16 protein-coding genes are annotated in these 14,309 nt (G+C 71.8%); 9 read left to right on the top strand and 7 right to left on the bottom strand.

Annotation, left to right across the window (positions count from 1 at the left end; all coding sequences use genetic code 11):
* Positions 1-14 precede the first annotated feature (14 nt).
* Positions 15-1,169, top strand: a complete 1,155-nt coding sequence (locus tag AB0C26_RS20965; protein ID WP_360249621.1) for an LLM class flavin-dependent oxidoreductase — start codon at positions 15-17, stop codon at positions 1,167-1,169.
* On the opposite strand, the gene AB0C26_RS20960 is transcribed toward AB0C26_RS20965, so the two are convergent.
* On the bottom strand, positions 1,166-3,157 hold the full coding sequence (locus AB0C26_RS20960; RefSeq protein ID WP_360249618.1) for an MMPL family transporter: 1,992 nt from the start codon (positions 3,155-3,157) through the stop codon (positions 1,166-1,168). The genes AB0C26_RS20965 and AB0C26_RS20960 overlap by 4 nt on opposite strands.
* A 73-nt stretch (positions 3,158-3,230) precedes the next feature.
* On the opposite strand from AB0C26_RS20960, the gene AB0C26_RS20955 reads away from it, so the two are divergent.
* Positions 3,231-3,710 (top strand): MarR family transcriptional regulator, encoded by a 480-nt coding sequence (locus tag AB0C26_RS20955; protein ID WP_360249615.1) that lies wholly within the window; start codon positions 3,231-3,233, stop codon positions 3,708-3,710.
* 26 nt (positions 3,711-3,736) lie between these two features.
* On the opposite strand, the gene AB0C26_RS20950 is transcribed toward AB0C26_RS20955, so the two are convergent.
* A complete protein-coding gene (locus AB0C26_RS20950; RefSeq protein ID WP_097321446.1) occupies positions 3,737-3,922 on the bottom strand; it encodes a hypothetical protein in 186 nt (61 codons plus the stop codon).
* 139 nt (positions 3,923-4,061) lie between these two features.
* Here AB0C26_RS20950 and AB0C26_RS20945 point away from each other — a divergent pair, with 139 nt between their 5' ends.
* Genes AB0C26_RS20945 through AB0C26_RS20920 form a run of 6 tightly spaced genes read left to right on the top strand, consistent with a single transcriptional unit; the run spans position 4,062 to position 9,588 of the window.
* Complete coding sequence (locus tag AB0C26_RS20945; RefSeq protein WP_360249611.1) at positions 4,062-4,586, top strand: PadR family transcriptional regulator; 525 nt, start codon at positions 4,062-4,064, stop codon at positions 4,584-4,586.
* Positions 4,583-5,260 (top strand): ABC transporter ATP-binding protein, encoded by a 678-nt coding sequence (locus AB0C26_RS20940; RefSeq protein ID WP_360249608.1) that lies wholly within the window; start codon positions 4,583-4,585, stop codon positions 5,258-5,260. The genes AB0C26_RS20945 and AB0C26_RS20940 overlap by 4 nt, the downstream gene beginning before the upstream one ends.
* On the top strand, positions 5,257-7,431 hold the full coding sequence (locus tag AB0C26_RS20935) for an FtsX-like permease family protein (RefSeq protein WP_360249605.1): 2,175 nt from the start codon (positions 5,257-5,259) through the stop codon (positions 7,429-7,431). The genes AB0C26_RS20940 and AB0C26_RS20935 overlap by 4 nt, the downstream gene beginning before the upstream one ends.
* A gap of 54 nt (positions 7,432-7,485) precedes the next feature.
* A complete protein-coding gene (locus tag AB0C26_RS20930; RefSeq protein ID WP_360249602.1) occupies positions 7,486-7,953 on the top strand; it encodes a DUF2243 domain-containing protein in 468 nt (155 codons plus the stop codon).
* On the top strand, positions 7,950-8,723 hold the full coding sequence (locus AB0C26_RS20925) for a cytochrome c oxidase assembly protein (protein ID WP_360249599.1): 774 nt from the start codon (positions 7,950-7,952) through the stop codon (positions 8,721-8,723). Before AB0C26_RS20930 ends, AB0C26_RS20925 begins: the two co-directional genes overlap by 4 nt.
* On the top strand, positions 8,716-9,588 hold the full coding sequence (locus AB0C26_RS20920; protein WP_360249596.1) for a tetratricopeptide repeat protein: 873 nt from the start codon (positions 8,716-8,718) through the stop codon (positions 9,586-9,588). Before AB0C26_RS20925 ends, AB0C26_RS20920 begins: the two co-directional genes overlap by 8 nt.
* A gap of 4 nt (positions 9,589-9,592) precedes the next feature.
* Here the strand turns inward: AB0C26_RS20920 and AB0C26_RS20915 are convergent, their stop codons facing one another.
* On the bottom strand, positions 9,593-10,009 hold the full coding sequence (locus AB0C26_RS20915; RefSeq protein WP_360249593.1) for a MarR family transcriptional regulator: 417 nt from the start codon (positions 10,007-10,009) through the stop codon (positions 9,593-9,595).
* Between the two features lie 84 nt (positions 10,010-10,093).
* On the opposite strand from AB0C26_RS20915, the gene AB0C26_RS20910 reads away from it, so the two are divergent.
* Complete coding sequence (locus AB0C26_RS20910) at positions 10,094-11,860, top strand: ABC transporter ATP-binding protein (protein ID WP_360249590.1); 1,767 nt, start codon at positions 10,094-10,096, stop codon at positions 11,858-11,860.
* Here the strand turns inward: AB0C26_RS20910 and AB0C26_RS20905 are convergent.
* From AB0C26_RS20905 to AB0C26_RS20890, 4 genes are read right to left on the bottom strand one after another with little or no spacing between them, the layout of a single operon-like run.
* Positions 11,847-12,521 carry a hypothetical protein gene (locus AB0C26_RS20905; RefSeq protein ID WP_360249587.1) on the bottom strand — a complete coding sequence of 225 codons (675 nt, stop codon included), beginning with the start codon at positions 12,519-12,521 and terminating at the stop codon, positions 11,847-11,849. The genes AB0C26_RS20910 and AB0C26_RS20905 overlap by 14 nt on opposite strands.
* Positions 12,522-12,570: 49 nt before the next feature.
* Positions 12,571-12,903, bottom strand: a complete 333-nt coding sequence (locus AB0C26_RS20900; RefSeq protein ID WP_360249584.1) for a VOC family protein — start codon at positions 12,901-12,903, stop codon at positions 12,571-12,573.
* Positions 12,900-13,535 (bottom strand): nitroreductase family protein, encoded by a 636-nt coding sequence (locus AB0C26_RS20895; RefSeq protein WP_360249580.1) that lies wholly within the window; start codon positions 13,533-13,535, stop codon positions 12,900-12,902. Before AB0C26_RS20895 ends, AB0C26_RS20900 begins: the two co-directional genes overlap by 4 nt.
* A 5-nt stretch (positions 13,536-13,540) precedes the next feature.
* Positions 13,541-14,269 (bottom strand): helix-turn-helix domain-containing protein, encoded by a 729-nt coding sequence (locus tag AB0C26_RS20890; RefSeq protein WP_360249577.1) that lies wholly within the window; start codon positions 14,267-14,269, stop codon positions 13,541-13,543.
* Positions 14,270-14,309 lie beyond the last annotated feature (40 nt).

Here is a 14,309-nt window from a genome sequence, read left to right as displayed (position 1 = left end):
ATAGGGTGGCGCCCATGGACTTTCACTGGTTTCTGCCGACCAACGGCGACAGCCGCGACATCGTCGGCGGCGGCCACGGCGTGCCCGTCGGCGCCGCCGGTGGCGTGCGGCCCCTGACCATCGGCTACCTGGGGCAGATCGCGCGCAGCGCCGAACAGCTCGGCTTCGTCGGCGCGCTCACCCCGACCGGTGCCTGGTGCGAGGACGCCTGGATCACCACAGCCATGCTCAGCGAGGTCACCGAACGGCTCAAGTTCCTCGTCGCGTTCCGGCCCGGCCTCATCTCGCCCACCCTGGCCGCGCAGATGTCGTCGAGCTTCCAGCGGCTCTCCGGTGGCCGCCTGCTGCTCAACGTGGTCACCGGTGGGGAGTCGAAGGAGCAGCGCCAGTTCGGCGACTTCCTCGACAAGGATTCCCGGTACGCCCGTACGGCCGAATTCCTTCAGGTCGTGCGGGCGTTGTTCCGCGGCGAGACCGTCGACTTCGCCGGCGACCACGTGCGGGTCGAGGGGGCGAAGCTGACCAAGCTGCCCGGCACCACCCCGGACATCTACTTCGGCGGTTCCTCGCCGGCGGCCGGCCCGGTCGCGGCCGCGCACGCCGACGTCTACCTGACCTGGGGTGAGCCGCCCGCCTCGGTCGAACAGAAGCTCGACTGGATCAGGCAGCTCAAGCCGGACATGCGCTTCGGTATCCGGCTGCACGTGATCAGCCGGGACACGTCGGGGGCGGCGTGGCTCGAGGCGGACCGGTTGCTGAAGAACGTCGACGAGTCGGCGATCGCGGCCGTGCAGGCGGGCCTGCGCCAGAGCGAGTCCGAGGGCCAGCGCCGGATGCTCGAGCTGCACGGCGGCAACCGCGACGGCCTGGTCGTGGCGCCCAACCTGTGGGCGGGCGTCGGCCTGGTCCGCGGCGGCGCCGGCACCGCCCTGGTCGGCAGTCACACCGAGGTCGCCGACCGCATTCAGGAGTACGCGGAGCTGGGCATCAGCGAGTTCGTCCTGTCCGGCTACCCGCATCTGGAGGAGGCGTACTGGTTCGGCGAGGGCGTCCTGCCCGAGCTGGCCCGCCGGGGCGTGTGGCACCACCCCGGCGGACGCGACGTCAGCGCGACGACGGCGATCCCGTTCGCCGGCGTGCCCACCGCCACCCCGGCGGTCCGGGCTTAGCGGGACACCTTCTCCTTCGGGGCGATCGCCGCCGGGCGGCCGGGCCACCAGAAGCGGTCGCCGCAGATGGTGGCCAGGGCCGGGACCAGCACCGTGCGGACCAGCAGGGTGTCCAGGAGGACGCCGATGCCGACGATGATGCCGATCTGGGTCAGGGTGATGACCGGGAGGACGCCGAGGACCGCGAAGACCGCGGCCAGCAGGATGCCCGCGCTGGTGATCACGCCGCCGGTGACGGCCAGCGCGTGGACCATGCCGTCCTTCGTGCCGCGGGCCGGCGTCTCCTCGCGGGCCCGGGTGACCAGGAAGATGTTGTAGTCGACACCCAGGGCCACCAGGAACAGGAACGACAGCAGCGGTACGCCGGTGTCCAGCGCCCCGTAGTCGAGCACGTGCCGGAACAGCCACGAGCCCGCGCCGAGGGCGGCCGCGAAGCTCGCGATCACCGTGACGAGCAGCAGCACCGGGGCCACCAGCGCCCGCAGCAGGCCGATCAGCACCAGCAGCACCACGGCCAGGACCACCGGGACGATCACCTTGAAGTCGCGGCGGGCCGCGTCGCGGTCGTCCAGGTTGGCCGCCACGCTGCCGCCGACCAGGGCGTCCTCGGGGCCGACGCGGTCACGCAGGGCGGTGATCGTGTCGTACGCGGCGCCGGTGTCGGGCGCCGCCTCCAGCACGGCCGAGATGCTGGTCAGTGAGGACGTCTGCTCGCCGACGCGGGCCGACGCGACGCCGGGCGTCTTGGTGACCAGCGCCAGGACCTCCTCGGCCCGGGCCGGGGTGGTGATGATGGTGGCCGGGTCGGTGGCGCCGGCCGGGAAGAACTTGCCGACCGTCTCCAGGCCGTCGACCGACTCCGCCTCGACCCGGAACTGCTCGGTCTGCGAGAGTCCCAGCCGGGTACCGAACAGGCCCGAGGCCAGCGCGCCCAGGATGACCACCGAGACCATCAGCACCGCGACCGGCCGCTTGGCGACCCCGCGGCCCACCCGGGCCCAGACACCGCGCTCGGCCTCGACCCCGAGCTGGCCGACGCGCGGGATGAACGGCCAGAACAGGCCGCGCCCGCAGACCAGCAGGGCCGGCGGGAGCACGAGCAGAGCGAAGATCGCCGCGATGGCGATGCCGGCCGCGCCCGCGACGCCCAGCGCCACGTTGTTGCCGAGACTGGCCAGCAGCAGGGTGAGCAGCGACAGCACGACCGTGCCGGAGCTGGCCAGCACCGCCGGGCCGGCGCCCTTGAGCGCCTGGCGCATGGCCTCGAACCGGTCCTCGTACCGGTGCAGCTCCTCCCGGTAGCGCGAGATGATCAGCAGCGCGTAGTCGGTGCCGGCGCCGAACACCAGGACCGTGATGATGCCGTTGGTCGACGCGTCGATGGCCAGGCTCGTGTGCTGCGACAGCAGCGCCACGACCGAGCTGCTGAGCCGGTCGGCCAGGCCGACGACGGCCAGCGGCACCAGCCACAGGATCGGGCTTCGGTACGTCACGAGCAGCAGCAGAGCCACCACGACGACGGTGACGATCAGGAGCCGGGTGTTGGCGCCGGAGAAGCTGTCGGCCAGGTCGGCCGTGAAGCCGGCGCCGCCGGTGACCTGCGCGGTCACGCCGGGCGGGGTCTCGGCCTTGAGCTTGTCGCGCAACTGGGTGACGGCGTCGACCGTCTGCTCGGCCGAGTAGGAGGCGGGCAGCGGCTTCGAGACCAGCGCCGCGTCCTTCGCGGGGGCCAGGATCGGCGTACCGAAGCTCTCGATGGTCTTGAGCTCTTGCTCGGTGAACGCCCCGGAGTCCTTGGCGAACACGATCAGGGCCGGGTTGACCTGGCCGGACGGGAGTTGTTTCTCCAGCTCGGCGACCTTCGTCGACTCGGCGGAGGAGGGCAGGGTGGCGGTGGGGTCGTTGGCCGTCTCGAGGGGGCCGGCGAACCCGAGGACGGCACCCCCCAGCAAGACCGCGACCACGAGCGTCAGCCAGGCGCGTCGCATGAATCCTCCATGGTTAAGTATCTCGACAATCGAGAGTCTTACCCACCCGAGGGAAATCTGCAACACTGACACGGTGGAAGATCGGAAACAGCTGCAGGCCGAACTGGTGGATCTGCTGCGCCTCTACAGCATCGAGGCGCAGCACGTGGCGAACGCCTTCGCCCACCTCCAGGGCCTGCATCACACGGACCTGCAGGCCCTGGCCGCGGTCATGCACGCGGAGCGCCGTGACGACCCACTGACCCCGGGCCGCCTCGGTCAGCAGCTCGGGCTCTCGTCGGGGGCCACCACGGCGGTCATCGACCGCCTGGAGAAGGTCGGTCATCTGCGGCGTACGAGGGAGAGCGCCGACCGCCGGGTCGTTCATCTGCGCTACTCCGCGCCGGCGATGGCCCTGGCCCGGCAGTTCTTCGAGCCGCTCGGCGCCCGCAGCCACGCCGTGATGGACCAGTTCAGCGTGGACGAGCTGGCGATGGTCAGGCGGTTCCTGGCCGGGATGCTGGAGGCGGTCTCGGAGCATCATCGCTCCCTAACTCCTACCGGCGACGCCTGACCTGCACCCGGCCCGCGGCCGATCAGTCACACGGTCACGTCGAGGTGATTCTGTAGCGTGCGGCGGCTGTCCATGACGGCCGCCCGGTCGGCCGCGATGACCTTCTTGTCGGCCCGGGCGACCACGTCGGTGGTCAGTTGCAGGCAGTCCTTGCGCAGGTGAACCAGCGTCGCGTGGGTGGCCCAGGGGGAGGGGCCGATGCTCATGCTCATGGCGATTCCTTTCGCTCCACATTTGCAACCGCCTAGATCGGACGCCGTCCGCCCCGGTTGAACCCCCGTGCTCGTGGTCTGTGCCACTTTCCGGCTCGCTATATACCGGGTGTATACCCTCGGTGTAGATTTCGTGGGTATGAGCGTTCCATTGACGTTGCTGGGTCTGCTCGAACGCGAGCCGAGCCACGGATACGACCTCAAGCGCGACTACGACACGTATTTCGGCCGCGGCAAGTCCCTGCCGTTCGGCCAGGTCTACTCGACGCTGTCCCGGCTCGCCCGCGACGGCAAGGTGGTGATGGACGAGATCGCGGCCGGCGGCGGCCCCGACCGCAAGCGCTACGTCATCACCGAGTCCGGCGCCACCGAGGTGAACGCCTGGCTCACCGAGCCGGTCGCGGCCGAACCCCACCTGCAGAGCGTGCTGTTCGCCAAGGTGGTGCTGGCCCTCATGCTAGACCGCCCGGCGCAGGAGTACCTCGACACCCAGCGCCGGGCCCACCTGGCCCGGATGCGCGAGCTCACCGAGATCAAGCGGTCCGGCGGCCTCGTCGACGGCCTGCTGGCCGACCACGGCCTGTTCCACCTCGAGGCCGACCTGCGCTGGATCGACACGACCGCGGCCCGCCTGGACGCGCTGCGCGAGCAGGTGAGGTCGTGACGGCGGCACTGCGCGCGGAACGCGTGTCGCTCTCCTTCGGCGACACCCCGGCCCTGCGCGGGGCCGAGTTCGCGGCCGACCCGGGAGAGATCGTCGCCATCATAGGGCCGAGCGGCTCCGGCAAGTCGACGCTGCTGCACTGCCTGGCCGGCATCCTGGTGCCCGACGAGGGCGAGATCCGGGTGGACGGGCAGCGCCTCGACACCATGAGCGAGGCGGACCGCAGCGCCTTGCGCCGCGACCGGTTCGGCTTCGTCTTCCAGTTCGGCCAGCTCGTGCCCGAGCTGACCGCCGCCGAGAACGTCGCGCTTCCGCTGCTGCTGTCCGGGACGCGGCGCGGTGAGGCGGTGAAGCGCGCGGAGAAGGAGCTGTCCCGGCTCGGTCTGGACGGGCTGGGCGGGCGCCGCTCGGGCGAGCTGTCCGGCGGGCAGGCCCAGCGGGTGGCCCTGGCGCGAGCGCTCGCCGGATCGCCCCGGGTGATCTTCGCGGACGAGCCGACCGGATCGCTGGACTCGCTCACCGGCGAGCAGGTGATGGACCTGCTGGTCGGCACGGCCCGCGAGCAGGGCACCACCGTCGTCATCGTCACCCACGACGCCCGGGTGGCGGCCTACGCGGACCGCGAGGTGATGGTCCGCGACGGGCGCGTGACCTCACCGGTGGGGTTGTCGTGATCCGGCTCGGCCTGCGGATGGCGCTCGGTCGCGACGGCCTGGGGCGTCTCGGACTGATCGGCGGGGCCGTCGCGACCGGCGTCGCCATGCTGCTCGGCGTGCTCGCGGGGGTCAACGCCGTGCAGGCCCAGAACCTGCGCTACTCGTGGCTCAACAGCGGCGTGACCAGCGCCGCCACCGGCCCCGCGGCGAAAGACCCGGCTTGGTGGGCGCCTCGGCAGGACTACTTCCAGGGACGCTCCGTCATCCGGATCGACGTGGCGCCGACCGGTCCGTCGGGCCCGGTGCCGCCAGGGATGCCCGCGCTGCCGTCGGCCGGCTCCTACTACGCGTCGCCGGCGCTGACGAAACTGATCGCGACAACGCCGGCGGACCGGCTCGGCGACCGGTTCCCCGGGAGGCAGGCCGGCGTGATCGGCACGTCCGCCCTGCCGGGGCCGGATGCCCTGATCATCGTGGTCGGCCTGACGGAGGCCGAGGTCCGCGCGAGGGACGGCGCGGTCCGGATCGACCGGATCGTCTCGGCCTCCCCGTCGTCGTGCGACGGCTGCTACATCGGCATCGGCGGTGAGGCGCTCACCCTGACCCTGGGCGTCGTCGGGGTGGCGCTGCTCTTCCCGCTGCTCATGTTCGTCGGCACGGCCACCCGGCTCGCGGCGGCCCGGCGCGAGCAGCGCTTCGCCGCGATGCGGCTGCTCGGCGCGACACCGCGTCAGGTGTCCACATTGGCCACCGTGGAGTCGGCCGTGGCGGCCGGGCTGGGCACGGTGGCCGGGTTCGGGCTCTATGCGCCCGTACGGACGGGCCTGTCGCACATTCCGTTCACGGGCGAGCGCTTCTTCGCGTCCCACCTGACGCTCACCTGGGCCCAGATCGTGGCCGTGGCGATCGGGGTGCCGCTCGGCGCCGCCGTGGCGGCCCGGCTCGCCCTGCGCCGGGTCCGGATCTCCCCGCTCGGCGTGACCCGCCGGGCCACCCCGCGCCCGCCTCGCGCGTGGCGCCTGGTGCCCTTGGCGGCCGGGCTGGCCGAACTGGCCTGGTTCGTGGGGCGGCGGCCGTCCACCTCGGACGGGCAACTCCTCGCGTACCTCTCCGGAATCTTCGTGGTGATGACCGGCCTGGTCGTCGCCGGGCCCTATCTGACCCTGCTCGGCTCGAAGGCTATGGCCCGCTGGTCACGACACCCGGCCGGGCTGATCGCCGGGCGGCGCCTGGCCGACGATCCGCGCACCGGCTTCCGGGCGGTCAGCGGGCTGATGCTGGCTCTGTTCGTCACCAGCGTGGCCACCGGCGTCATCGGCACGATGGTGGCGGGGCAGGGCGACCGCTCGGACTCGGCCCGCAAACTGTCCATGACGTCCCTTCCGCACGATCAGGCGCCGGGGGAGAAGGACCTGGCCGCCCTCGCCGCGGTCGACGGTGTGGACCACGTCCAGATCGTGCGCTACGACGAGAACCGCGGCGAGAACGGCCTGCCCGGCCTGATCTCGTGCGCCGACCTGGCCGCCCTGCGCGACTACGGCCGCTGCGCGCCCGGGGCCGAGGTGGCCCGGGTCTTCTCCGACCTGAGCGCTCCCGACGGCGTACCCCCGCATTGGGAGACAGCCCCGGTGAGCGCGGCGTCCCTGGCCGCCCGCCCGGCATTGTCGCTGGTGGTCCTCACCGACGGATCGCCGGCGGCGGTCGAGCGCTCGCGCACCATCCTGGAATCGGCCTTCCCGGCGTCGCGCCCGCCGCTGACCGACCGGGAGTGGAACACCGACTTCGCCCGCACCCTGGTCCAGTTCCAGCGCCTGGCCGACATCGTCGTCGTCACCAGCCTGGTCATCGCCGGCTGCGCCCTGGCCGTGGCGGTCACCGGCGGGCTCAACGAACGCAGGCGCCCGTTCAGCCTGCTGCGCCTGGCCGACGTCCGGCTGGCCGAGCTCCGCCGCGTCGTGGCCCTGGAGAGCGCCGTCCCGCTGCTGGCCGTCTCCGTCGTGGCCATCGGGGCCGGCTTCCTGTCGGCCCACCTGTTCCTGCGCTCGCAGTTGCAGGACAACCTGGTCGCACCGCCCGCCTCCTACTACGCCCTGGTGAGTCTCGGCCTGGCCCTCTCCCTCGGGCTGATCACCTCCACCATGCCCCTGCTGCGGCGCGTCACCGGCCCCGACACCGTTCGCAACGAATAGCCGCGGGGAGCCGGGGTATGACCCCGGCTCCACCGGAGTTGCGAAGGAGTACCAGTGACCCCCCTTGCCCTGCCCGGCGTCGTGCTGGGCGCCGGCCTCGGCGGTTTCGTCGACGGCATCCTGCTGCACCAGCTGCTGCAATGGCATCACCTGCTCACCAGCACCGGCCGCTACCCGGCCGACACGGTCGAGGGCCTGAAGATGAACACCCTCGCCGACGGGCTCTTCCACACCCTCACCTGGCTGGCCGTCCTGATCGGCATCGGCCTGCTCTACTCCCGGGTGACCTCGAACCGGGGCCGCGCCTGGGCGTCGGGGGCGCTGTGGGGCTGGATCCTGGTCGGCTGGGGCGTGTTCAACCTCGTCGAAGGCCTCGTCGACCATCAGATCCTCGGCATCCACCACGTCCGCACCGGCCCCCACCAGCTCGCCTGGGACCTCGGCTTCCTCGCCTTCGGCGCCGCGCTGGTCGCGATCGGCTGGCTGGTGCAGCGGCGCGCGCCCGTCCTCGACCGCGCGTGACCCACGACCATCAGGCGAACGGCGGCCTGATCCTGCTGGCCGTCGCCGTCGGGTACGAAATCCTGGCCACTCTCGACCGGCGGCCCTGGCCGTGGTGGCGGACCGCCTTCTTCCTCACCGGCTGCGCCGCGCTGGCCGCCGGGTTCGCCCCGTGGCCACCCGATTTCCGCGCCCACATGCTGCAACACCTGCTCATCGGCATGCTGGCCCCGCTCTTGCTCGTCCTCGGCGCGCCGGTCACTCTCCTTCTGCGTACGCTGCCCCGCCCGGCCGCCCGCGCGGTCGGCCGCCTGATGCGCCACCGCTTCGTGCACGCCGTGGCCCACCCGGTCGTCGCCCTGACCCTCAACCTCGGCGGCCTGGCCCTCCTCTTCCTCACCCCGTTGTACGCCGCGACCAGGGATGAGCCTCGGCTGCATCTCCTCGTCCACCTCCACTTCCTGCTCGCCGGTTACCTGTTCGCGTGGGTGATCGCCGGCCCCGACCCCGCGCCGAAGCGCCCCTCGGTGCCCACCCGCCTCGTCATCCTCGGCGTCGCCATCGCCTTCCACTCGATCCTGTCCCAGCTGATGTACGCGGGCGTCCTCGTCGACCTGCCCGTCGGTGCGGATGAGCGCCGGGGCGGGGCCGAGCTCATGTACTACGGCGGCGACCTCGCCGAGCTGCTGCTGGCCGCCGCCCTGGTGGCCGGCTGGCGGCGGCTCCCCGACCGCACCCGGCCGCGACTCCACCGGGACCCGTACGCCACCGATCTCGGAGGGTGTGCTTAGCGAACTCGTTCTCGATCGTGCCGGTGACCTGCTCGGCAGCGGCCGCGCCGGCCAGGCCGCGTCCCTGCTGGCGCCCGTAGTGGGCCGCGAGCCGGGCAACGCCGGCGCCTGGCTGCTGCTGGCCCGGGCCCACCTGGCGCTCGGCCGGCCGGCCGACGCGCTCGAGGCGGCCCGGGCCGCGCTCGGCCTGCGCCCGGGCGGGATCGAGGCCCTCTACTGGGTGAGCGCGTCCTACACCGCCCTGGGCCGGCACGAGCTGGCCGTCACCGCGGCCGTCGCCGCCTGCGACGAGGACCCGGGCAACCCCCGGCTGGCCGAGCGGCACGGGCGGGCCCTGCTGGCCGCCGGCCGGGTCGCCGAGGCCGAGCTGGTGCTGGCCGCCCACGCCGAGTTCGCCCACTACGACGCGGAGCTGCGGGTCGCGTACGGAATGGCTCTGTTCGCCGCCGGCCGTCCGCTGAGCGCCCGCGAGGCGTACGGGAAAGCCCTGAATCTCGATCCCGGCAACGCGGTGGCCCTGGCCGAACTGCGCCGGCTGACCGCGGCCGAGCGGCGGATCACCGACGCCGGCTCGCTGGTCCGGGTGTGCGACGAGTTCGCCGAGGCGCTGCGCGTCCCGGCCGGCGGTCACCGGCCGCGGCCGGCGCGGGACGTGCTGTCCCACGTGGCCGCGGTGACCTTCGGGGTCAGCCTGGCCACCATGGTGGTGCTGGCCGTCCTGATCCGGCTGGCCGGGGCCGAGGTGCCGATGCCGTTGCTGATCGCCGTCTTCGCCCTCGCCGGCTCGGCGGCCTGCCTGACGGCCGTGACCCGCCGCCGTCAGCCCTCGTCGCGCAGCTTCTCCCGGGCCCGCGACAAGTCCTGACGGCTCAGCCGTCCTCGCGCAGCTTCTCCAGGACGCGCGACAAGTCCTGACGGTCGGCCGGGTCCAGGGCGGCGAACAGCCGCTCGCTCGCCGCCTGCCGGGCGGCCTGGATCTCGGTGTTCACCGCCGTGCCGTGCTCGGTCAGCGTGACCAGCACGGCCCGGCGGTCGGCCGGGTCGGGCCGCCGCTCGACCAGTCCCCGCTGCTGAAGGTCGTCGGCCACCTCGGTGGCCGAGCGGGGTGCGATCCGCAGGTGCTCGGCCAGGCTGCTCAGGCGCAGGTCGCCGTGGCGGGCCAGCACGTTCATGGCGCGGCCCTGCGACGGCGACAGGTCCCACGGCTCGAGCGCGACCCGCGTCCGGTGCCGTAGCCGCCGGGCCACCGCCCAGAAGGCCTCGGACAGACTCTCCTCCTCGTGCACGGGGAATACCGTACCAGCGATTACCGTTGTAGCCTCACGTTGAGGTAACCTCAGTAATCCGTACGGCATGAGAGAAGGTCGCACTTGGCCAGCCGCAAGAAACCCACCCAGGCCGAGATCGCGCAGGCGAAGAGTGTCTCCCTGCGCCGCATCGGCGCCCTGTTCACCGGACACCGCTGGCCCCTCGGGGTCGTCGTGTTCACCATCATCGCCTCGTCCCTCGTGGGCCTGGCCTCCCCGTTCCTGCTGCGCGAGGTCATCGACGTCGCGCTCCCGCACAACGACGTCCGCCTGCTGGTCTGGCTCGTCATCGGCATGGTCGTGGTCGCCGCCGTCACCGCCGCCCTCGGCGTCGTGCAGACGTGGATCTCCACCGCGATCGGCCAGAAGGTGATGCACCGGCTGCGCGTCGACGTCTTCGCGCACCTGCAGCGCCAGTCGATCGGGTTCTTCACCCGCACCCGCACCGGCGAGGTCCAGTCGCGCATCACCAACGACATCGGCGGCATGGAGTCGGTGGTCACCTCCACCGCCACCTCGATCGCCTCGAACCTCACCACGGTCGTCGCCACAGCGGTCGCCATGGCCGCCCTCAGCTGGCAACTCTCGCTGGTCACGCTCGTCGTGCTGCCGCCGGCCATCTGGCTGACGCGCCGCGTCGCGACCATGCGCCGCTCCATCACCGCCCAGCGCCAGCGGGAACTGGCCGACCTGAACGTCATCATCGAGGAGGGCCTGTCCATCGGCGGCGTACAGCTGTCGAAGACGATGGGCACCGGCCCGGCCCAGGTCGAGCGCTTCACCGCCTCGTCGAACCGGCTCATCGACCTCGAGCTGCGCTCCGAGCTGGCCGGCCGCTGGCGGATGGCCTCGATGAGCATCGTCTTCGCCGCCATCCCGGCGGTCATCTACCTCGCCGCGGGCCTGCCGTTCAGCGCCGGCTCGATGAGCATCGGCACCCTGGTCGCGTTCACCGCCCTGCAGTCGAGCATCTTCCGCCCGCTCATGGGCCTGCTCAACGTGCAGGTGACGGTCACCAGCTCGCTCGCCCTGTTCGCGCGCATCTTCGAATATCTCGACCTTCCGGTCGAGGTCGAGGAGCCGGCGGCGCCCGTGCGGCTGACGGCGGCGCGGGGCCACCTGCGCTTCGAGGACGTGACTTTCTCGTACGCCAACAGCGGCGCCGCCGCCATCGCCGGCGTCAACCTCGACGTCCCGGCCGGCAGCTCACTGGCCCTGGTGGGGGAGACCGGCAGCGGCAAGAGCACCCTCGCGGCGCTCATCGCCCGCCTCTACGACCCGACCTCGGGCCGGGTCACGATCGACGGCGTCGACCTGCGCGACCTGTCCTTCGCCGACCTGGCCGCCACCGTCGGCGTGGTCAGCCAGGAGACGTACCTGCTGCACACGACCGTGCGGGAGAACCTGCGCTACGCCAAGCCGGACGCCACCGACGCCGAGATCGAGACGGCCGCGAAGGCCGCACAGATCCACGACGTCATCGCGGCCCTGCCCGATGGCTACGACACCATGGTCGGCTCCCGCGGCCACCGGTTCTCCGGCGGCGAGAAACAGCGCATCGCCATCGCCCGGACCCTGCTGCGCGACCCGCGGATCCTCGTGCTCGACGAGGCCACGAGCGCGCTCGACAACGAGACCGAGCGCGCCGTGCAGAAAGCCTTCGACGAGCTCTCGCGGGGCCGGACCACGGTGACCATCGCGCACCGCCTCTCGACGATCCGCGACGCCGACCAGATCGCCGTGGTCGACCACGGGCGGATCCTCGAGTCCGGCACCCACGACAGCCTGCTCGGCGAGGGCGGCCGGTACGCCGTACTCACTTCTTCTTAGATTTCTTGCCCTTCTTGCCGCCGGGCTCGCCCGGCACCGGCAGCGGCGGCGCGCTCTTGGCGTAGTCCACGACGATCGGCATGCCGATCCGGACCAGTTCCTTGGCCCGCCGCTGCACGTCCTCGGCCGTCTGGGCCTGCGTCACCGGCACGTGAATGGCGACGTGGCCGACGAAGTTGACCAGGTCGTCGACGGTGCCGGGGAAGATGTGGCAGAGCTGGGCGGCGGCGAGCAGCTGCGATTCCGGTACGCCGGCGACGTGCTCGGCCATGCCGGCCTGCCACGCCGTCGGGTGCACCAGGTACCCGGCGGGCAGCCGGCCCGGGCCGCCGATGCCGGCCAGCGCGAGAGCCCGGTTGCCCTTGCCGGGCTTGCCGGCGCTCACGATGTAGAGGAAGCCGGCGCCGCCCAGGATCCCGCAGACGATCAGGGCGGCCGTCGCGTTGTTGGCCCCGGCCATGATGATCAGGAACAGCACGACGATGATGAGCGCGCCCGCCATCATCTCCGGGGTGCCGTCGCGGGCCTCGTCGTCCTCGGCGTTCGCGACGCAGCGTTCCAGGATGCCCTCGTAGATGCGGTCCTGGGGTTTCCAGTGGTCCTCGCGCACCGGCATCGCGCGCAGCGTCGTGGTCTGACCCATCCGTGGGTCCCCCTCCATCAGCGGTCCTTGTGACCACGGATATCGGGTACGGCGGCGCCGACCTTAGTCAGTTCTCCACGCAGAATTCGTTGCCTTCCGGGTCCCGCATGACGATCAGGCCGTGCGCCTCCCAGGCGAAGGTGGCGCCGAGCCCTTCGAGCCGCTCGCGCTCGGCCGGGATGTCGGCCGCCCGCAGGTCGAAGTGCATCCGAAGCTTGCCCGTCTTGGGCTCGGGGACGCGCTGGAACCACAGGTTGGGCCCACCCCAGCCGGGCGCCTCGACGTACGCCTTGTCGCTCGTCGAATCCTCGTCGAGCTCGCCGCCGAGGACCCCGGCCCAGAAGCGGGCCACCACCAGCGCGTCCTGGCAATCGAAGGTGATGCTCTTGACGTACGTCATGGCTCCGTACGGTAGCGCTCGGAGAACACGACCTCCTCCAGAGGCCGCCGCTTGGGCTGCGACCACTTGCCCCGAGCCGGGTAGCCGAGCGGGATGAGCGCCATGGTGAGCGCGTCGGCGGGAAGGCCGAGCAGGTCCCGTACGCCGTCCTCGTGTCCCATGTAGAGAGTGGTCAGCGTGGAGCCGATGCCGTACGCGCGGGCGGCCAGCATCAGCTGCTGCACGGCGCCGTAGATGGACGAGCCCAGCCGCGGGTTCTTGCTGGCGGCCGCGCCCAGCAGCACCGGGAAGATCCAGACCGGCGCCTCCTCGAGGTGGTTGGCGAGGTGGTCGGCGGCCCGGAAACTGGCGGCGCTCATCCCGTTCGGGTCGTCGTTGTTCAGGATCTCCTCCCGCCGGCGGCCGTAGCTGGCCTCCCAGCCCTCCCGGTACCAGCCGGCGATCCGCTTCTTGACCTCGGCGTCCCGCACGACGATCCAGGCCCAGCCCTGCCGGTTGCCGCCGCTGGGCCCCCGGATCGCGGCGTCGAGGATCGCCCGCACGATCTCATCGCTGATCGGCTCGGCGGACAGGTAACGGCGGGCGGGCGTGGTGTGCAGCGCCTCGAGCAACGGAAGATCATCGTTCGGCATGGCGCCTACAATTCCATCTTCCTGGCCACGAGGGCCATCTGCTCGGCATAGTGCTGGATGAATTCGGGGTTCTTCGGGTCGGTCTGGCAGAGCCCCGCGATGACCTGAGGGATCGTGGTCGGCGCCATGGCGGCGGCCATCAACATGACGAGCAGGCAGGCCGGGTCGACGTCCGGATCGTCAGCCGTCCGGGCCGCGATCTGCTCGACCCCACGAGCAAGCATGGCGGTCCGCTGCTCCCGCCCGGGATCGACGCCAACGCTGCTGCCGCTGCCGCTCCTGCCGCTCCTGCCGCTCCTGCTGCTGCCGCTGCCATCGGCATCGCCGCTGCTGCCATCGGCATCGCCGCTGCCATCGCCGCTGCCGTCGCCGTCGCCGTCGCCGTCGTATTGGAGGCCGGCCCAGGCGAGCATCCGTATGCCGTCCGGGTTGTGCAGGTTCTCCATCGCGTACCGCCGCAGCTGCTCGGGTAGCGGTGTGCCCGGTTCGGAGATCACGGCTTGCCGCTGCGCCCACTGCTCGTTCATCGCGCGGAACAGACCCTCCTTGCCGTCGAAGTAGTAGGAGAGCAGCTGCTGGTTGACGCCGGCACGTTCGGCGATGGCCCGAACGCGCGCGCCGGCATAGCCGTGCGCCGCGAACTCCTTGGCGGCCGCGTCCAAAATCTTCTGACGCGTGCGCTCGGCGTCGCGCTGACGCTCCTGCGGCTTCGGTGACCTGCGGGGACCTGGCACAGTCGCTCATTCTACGCATGAGCCAGTCAACCAAATGATT

Source organism: Actinoplanes sp. NPDC048796, from assembly GCF_040650035.1.
Classification (GTDB): domain Bacteria; phylum Actinomycetota; class Actinomycetes; order Mycobacteriales; family Micromonosporaceae; genus Actinoplanes.
This window is presented reverse-complemented; position numbering and strand designations above follow the sequence as displayed.